The sequence below is a fragment of the candidate division WOR-3 bacterium genome (assembly GCA_016867815.1).
Taxonomy (GTDB): domain Bacteria; phylum Hydrothermota; class Tepidihabitantia; order Tepidihabitantales; family Tepidihabitantaceae; genus UBA2258.
Genome location: VGIR01000138.1, coordinates 1 through 5,130, shown reverse-complemented (window position 1 = coordinate 5,130; position 5,130 = coordinate 1). Strand labels below are relative to the sequence as shown.

General features: G+C 62.7%; 7 protein-coding genes and 1 tRNA gene. 1 reads left to right on the top strand and 7 read right to left on the bottom strand.

Features of this window, described 5'->3' with window-relative positions; translation table 11 throughout:
- The 3 genes from ribF to rbfA all read right to left on the bottom strand — a co-directional run.
- Window positions 1-862, bottom strand: an 862-nt coding sequence (gene ribF, locus FJY68_13290; GenBank protein MBM3332798.1) for a riboflavin biosynthesis protein RibF, incomplete at its 3' end; no start/stop codon positions are given.
- On the bottom strand, window positions 852-1,733 hold the full coding sequence (gene truB / locus FJY68_13285; protein MBM3332797.1) for a tRNA pseudouridine(55) synthase TruB: 882 nt from the start codon (window positions 1,731-1,733) through the stop codon (window positions 852-854). The genes truB and ribF, both read right to left, overlap by 11 nt.
- Window positions 1,734-1,755: 22 nt before the next feature.
- The gene (gene rbfA / locus FJY68_13280; GenBank protein MBM3332796.1) at window positions 1,756-2,115 is read right to left on the bottom strand and encodes a 30S ribosome-binding factor RbfA; all 360 of its coding nucleotides are present in this window, start codon (window positions 2,113-2,115) and stop codon (window positions 1,756-1,758) included.
- Window positions 2,116-2,205: 90 nt separating this feature from the next.
- On the opposite strand from rbfA, the gene FJY68_13275 reads away from it, so the two are divergent.
- Window positions 2,206-3,384 (top strand): SpoIID/LytB domain-containing protein, encoded by a 1,179-nt coding sequence (locus FJY68_13275; GenBank protein MBM3332795.1) that lies wholly within the window; start codon window positions 2,206-2,208, stop codon window positions 3,382-3,384.
- 14 nt (window positions 3,385-3,398) lie between these two features.
- Here the strand turns inward: FJY68_13275 and FJY68_13270 are convergent, their stop codons facing one another.
- The 4 genes from FJY68_13270 to FJY68_13255 all read right to left on the bottom strand — a co-directional run bounded on the left by FJY68_13270 (window position 3,399) and on the right by FJY68_13255 (window position 5,092).
- Window positions 3,399-3,971 (bottom strand): arginine decarboxylase, pyruvoyl-dependent, encoded by a 573-nt coding sequence (locus FJY68_13270; protein MBM3332794.1) that lies wholly within the window; start codon window positions 3,969-3,971, stop codon window positions 3,399-3,401.
- Between the two features lie 51 nt (window positions 3,972-4,022).
- Window positions 4,023-4,095, bottom strand: a tRNA-Ala gene (locus tag FJY68_13265).
- Between the two features lie 62 nt (window positions 4,096-4,157).
- Window positions 4,158-4,613, bottom strand: coding sequence for a hypothetical protein (locus tag FJY68_13260; protein ID MBM3332793.1), 456 nt, complete (start codon window positions 4,611-4,613; stop codon window positions 4,158-4,160).
- A 2-nt stretch (window positions 4,614-4,615) separates the two neighbouring features.
- On the bottom strand, window positions 4,616-5,092 hold the full coding sequence (locus FJY68_13255) for a response regulator (GenBank protein ID MBM3332792.1): 477 nt from the start codon (window positions 5,090-5,092) through the stop codon (window positions 4,616-4,618).
- Between the last annotated feature and the right edge of the window lie 38 nt (window positions 5,093-5,130).

Here is a 5,130-nt window from a genome sequence, read left to right as displayed (position 1 = left end):
TCTCGAACCGACGTTCCGGGCGGAGACGGTCGACCAGGCGGAACACGGCAGTGCGCGGGGGGGCTGCAAGCTGCACGTCGAGCAGGTGTGCTTCGATGGTGCGGGTCTCGCCGCCGAAAGTGGGTCGGTGCCCGATGTTCAGCAGGGCGTCGAACGTGCGGCCGGCCGCATCCACCCGACAAGCGTAGACTCCATCCGCTGGAACCAGAGTCTCCCGTTCGAACGGACGCAGATTGATGGTCGGGAACCCGAGTCGGCGCCCGGTTCCCGTACCCGGAACGACTGTGCCGCTCATGGCGTAGCACCGACCGAGCAGTTCGGCCGCCAGGCCGACGTGGCCGAGAAGCAGGTGCTCGCGGATCGTCGTGCTCCGAACCGGTACGCTGCGGAGCAGTATCTCCGGGACGACTTCGACCCTGATGCCAAGCGGCTCCAAGGTCCGCCTGAGCAGGCCGGCGTCACCGGTTCCGTGACTGCCGAAGCGATGGTCGTGGCCGACAACCACTGCCACCGGGCGCAGTGACTCGACAATGTGGCGCTGTATGAAGTCAGGTGCGGTGGTGCTACGCAGGCCGGCATCGAACCGGAGTACGCAGATGTACTGTACGCCCAGTTCGGTTAGCAGGATCTTCTTCTCGTTCAGCGGGGTCAGCACGTAGGTGAAGTCGGTGTAGATGAGTTGAGCGGGAAGAGGGTCATAGGTTAGGACTGCGGTCACGCCACCCAAACCCGCGGCGATGCCGGAAGCGCGACGGATGATCTGCTGGTGTCCGAGGTGGACGCCGTCGAACGAGCCAAGGGCAACTACCAGCGGAGCTGCCGGGCCCGGAATCAGGGTCGGCGAACCAGCGTCAGTCGGCATAGACTATTCGTTCAGTTCGCATCCTCCCACCTAATAGAGCGACGACCGCGAGGAATCTGAGATCCTCGGTCTCGGCCAACGCAAAGCCGTCAACCCCGGACGGAGTCGGGCCGCCAAGCTCGCTTACTACCTTGCCCTGATGCAGTTGCCGCGCCTGAATGGGGGAGACTGCCAGGCGCGGCATCCAGGACAGCGCGACGTCGATCGGGGCGAGCCTTTCGATCAGCGAGGTCGCGTCGAGCGAGTCCGGCGTGGTCGCGTCCTCGATGCTGAACGGCCCCACTCTAGTGCGGACCAGAGACGCCAGCGTCGCGACTGTGCCCAGCGACTTGCCCAGATCGCGAGCCAGGGCCCGGACGTACGTCCCTGCCGACACCACGCACCTGATTGTCGCGGTCGGAGGCTGCCAGTCGAGCAGTTCCAGCTTGGAGATCACGATCTTGCGTGGCTTCGGGCAGACTACCTGGCCTTTGCGGGCGAGTCGGTACAGCGGCTCGCCGTCCTGCTTCAGGGCGGAGAATGCGGGCGGCACCTGTTCGATCTCGCCGGTGAATCGCTCTAGACCGGTTCGTACCGAATCCGCCGTGAGGTCGCTCACGGGCCGCTCACTCAACGTTGCCCCGGTGATGTCGTCGGTGTCGGTCTGTTTCCCGAACAACACGCCGGCCACATACTCCTTAGGCAGGTTGAGTAAGAAACGGCTGACCTTGGTTGCCTCACCCAGGAGTATGAGGAGCACACCCGATGCAAGTGGATCCAGCGTCCCGGCGTGTCCAATGGGAACTGGCGACCGAAGGATGGACTTGATGTGTCGGATGACATCGTACGACGATATGCCCGACGGCTTGTTGGCGTTCAGCACCCCGCGCATCGGACCGATCAAACCTGTCCGGCTAGTCCAGTTCTCCGGGCTCGTTCCTGTGGAGGTCGGATATTATCTCGTTGATGTGCATCTCGTGGGCTAGCATGTCGTCGAGAGCGAAGCGGAGTTCCGGCAGTACCCGGAAAACCACCATCTGGCCGAGCCGGCGCCGGATGTACCCGCGCGCGCCCTGGAGATGTTCGAATGTCTGCTTCTGGGTAGTCTCGTCGCCCAGTATGGAGAAGTAGACCGTCGCATTCTTGAGGTCGCGCGAGATGTGGCAGCGGGTCACGGTTACGAACCCGATCTTCGGGTCGGAGAGTTCGCTAACTACGATCTTGGCGACGGAATCTTTGATGGCGTCAGCGACTCGCTTATCCCGGTGTTGCATTCCTGTATTCTAGGGTATGTGCGGGTATTGTAAAGTGCTGCCCCGGGCAGTTGTTGACCATCCAATCGAGGTCGGCTAGATTGACAGCGGATGCGTATGCTCGCGTTGGTCGCCGCAATCCTGTGCCTGGCCGGCTGTTGCTACCATGCGCCGATGGCGCCCACCAGACCGGTTCCCCCTCCGAAGCCCAGTCCGACAGGAGAGCCTTCCGTGCGGGTGAGGCTGACGACCAAAGGTGTCGCTTTCTTCAGTTCAAGCAGGGGACTGACGCTGGCCGCTAGCACATCTCCGCAGTCGGTGGACCCCAATCAGTTGATACAGGTTGGTTTCGAAGGAGGGCTGGTGGTCGCGTCCGGCGGCCCCGCACCATTGCGGACTGCCGATACCCTGGCGGTCGCGGCCGGAGAAGGCGGCTTTGTTCGGGTCGGAGACCGGAGCTATCGTGGACGTCTGCTTGTCTTTCGGGCCGCAGACGGTGACCTCGCTGTCGTCAACGTTCTCGGGCTTGAAGACTACCTGCGCGGGGTGGTTCCCTGCGAGATCGGTCCGATCAACGTCCGTACGTTGGAGGCCACCAAGGCACAGGCAGTGGCGGCCCGCAGCTTCACAATGACCCGCCTCGGCCGGCGCAAGGGACTCGGACACGATCTGTTCGATTCGTATCTGCGGGACCAGGAGTACCGGGGAATCGAACGCGAGACCGAACTCTCACGGCAGGCCGTGTCCGCGACGCGGGGCGAGGTGCTCGAGTTTCAGTATGAAGTCTGCGAAGCGCTGTACCACGCCAACTGCGGCGGCGTCACAGCGAACGGGTCAAAGCCCTACCTGAAGAGCATTCCCGACACACCTGAACAACGCCGGGGCCGGAAGGCCTATTGCTCCGGGAGGCCGAACTCCTCCTGGCAGACCAGTCTGGGCAGGGACAGCCTCGATGCGGCGGCGAGCAGGCTCCTAGGAATGGGATGCAGAGTCCGGGCCGTCAGTGTGGAGATGGACCGTGAGTCGGGCCGGGCAAGGTACGTCAACCTCGCGACCGATCACGGTAGCTCCAGAGTTCCGGGATCGGACTTCCGGATGGCGATGGGTCTCAGGTCGACCGCGTTCACGGCGTCGATTCGCGGCCGGACCGTCTCCTTCACCGGCCGGGGGTGGGGCCACGGGTCAGGCATGTGCCAGGACGGGGCGATCGGGATGGCCGAGGCCGGTGCAAGCTACCGGGAGATACTGAAGCACTACTACACGGGCGCGAGTCTCGCGCAGCGCTACTAGCCGCCGCGCCGGGCCTACTCTACCTGTTCTTCAGGAATGTGGGTGATCAGCACCGCAGCGGCCACGACCGTGGTCCAGAATCCGCTCTTGTTGCCGATTGCCGACTGGGTGATGTTCTGGGTGCGGACTATCTCGTTGGAGATCTTCCAGATCTCCTTTCGCTGGTCGTAGCTCGTGTCCGGATTGAACTGGACACCGAGAGTAGTCGCAAGCATCTGCGCGGCAAGGTCCTCGGCGTAGTCGCCGGCGCTCTCTTCGCGCTGGCCGAACGAGTGGTACTCGGAGAGGTAGCCGTACTTGGTCGGGTCTTTGGGGATGGCCAGTCCGACCGAGGCGGAAATGAGCCGATGCGGTTCATTGGTGGCATTGTCGCTGACAACGGCAAACATCACCTGGCCGGGAGTCAAGAGCTTCTGTCCTCGCGTGCGGGAGATGATGCGGCAACATGGCGGGAAGATAGACGAGACCCGGACGATGTTGTACGCGGCGATGCCGGCGTCGCGCAGCGCCGCCTCGAAGCTGGCCAGCTTCTCGCGGTGGACGCCAGTGCCTTTCGTCAGGAAGACGTATTTGGGAAGGATTACCATTCGGCCTCCCGCTATCGACTGCAGGTTGCTGATTGCGAGTCCCCGGAAGAGTGGAGCAGACCGGGATTGAACCGGCGACCTCCAGATTGCGAACCTGGCGCTCTCCCAGCTGAGCTACTGCCCCACGCAGTTTCAGATATCGAATTGCAGATAGCAGATTGAGGGTCCGGCCGGCCCGGTGCCGCGCTACTGCGCCGGTCCAACGTTGACCAGGATGCCGTTGCGGCGGCGCTCGATGCGGTCGAAGTCCTCCGGAACGAACTGGAAGGTCCCAATGACCGTGACCGGGCTGGCGACGACCGGAGCGTCATTCGTGCTCTTGGGGGTACGGCCGAAGAACAGGCAGATATCGGGACCGTCAGGCCAGTAGGCAATGTCGCCGACTTTGACCTCGTTCACGAGGCCAGGGTCATCCACATGCAGGTCCACCGGGAAGTAGACTTCCATACCCCAGGTCTCACCGACCGTTTCATACGGCAAAAGACTGAGCAGCTTCTCGGTGAGAGATGAGCTGTTCAGCGTTCCGACGAACTCGACTCCGCCGACGTTAAAACGGATAGTACTCAACTGCGTTTGAATTGTAGAGAACACGGTTCGAATGTCAACACGTGGCTGCGGTGCGACTGCGTTCGGGTGTGGCATCGCTAGATCCCGAGTCCCCCTCGGTTCTCGTCCCGGCCGGGCGGCGGTTCGTTGAGCAGCAGCCAGTACAGGCCGAGCTGGCGGATCGCCTCAATGAACAATTCTGACTTGACCGGCTTGCGCACGTAGCTGTTGACGCCGAGCGCGTAGCTGCGAATCAGGTCCTCTTCCAGCTTCGAAGAAGTGAGAATCGCCACCGGCATCAGCCGCGTGCGGCTGTCCCCTCGAATCCGTTCCAGAACTGTCAGCCCGTCGACCTTGGGTAGCTTCAGGTCGAGCAGAGTGATGGCCGGGTAGTCGGCCGGGTCTCGTCCTTTGTAGTCGCCGCGGCCGAAGATGTAGTTGAGGGCGTCGGCGCCGTCGCGGCAGACGACGACCTTGTTGTTGATGCCGGACTTCGCCAGGGCTCGCAGAGTGAGCTCCTCGTCGTCCGGGTTGTCCTCAACCAGCAGTATTGCCTTCTCACGCTTCTCTTCCACGTTCTTCCTCCTTCTTTGCCGGTTCCAGCGTGAACCAG

What these genes read in the sequence shown, in the direction of transcription:
- truB (MBM3332797.1), bottom strand. Translation starts at nt 1,733, where the DNA reads ATGCGCGGGGTGCTGAACGCCAACAAGCCGTCGGGCATATCGTCGTAC.
- rbfA (MBM3332796.1), bottom strand. Translation starts at nt 2,115, where the DNA reads ATGCAACACCGGGATAAGCGAGTCGCTGACGCCATCAAAGATTCCGTC.
- FJY68_13275 (MBM3332795.1), top strand. Translation starts at nt 2,206, where the DNA reads ATGCGTATGCTCGCGTTGGTCGCCGCAATCCTGTGCCTGGCCGGCTGT.
- FJY68_13270 (MBM3332794.1), bottom strand. Translation starts at nt 3,971, where the DNA reads ATGGTAATCCTTCCCAAATACGTCTTCCTGACGAAAGGCACTGGCGTC.
- FJY68_13260 (MBM3332793.1), bottom strand. Translation starts at nt 4,613, where the DNA reads ATGCCACACCCGAACGCAGTCGCACCGCAGCCACGTGTTGACATTCGA.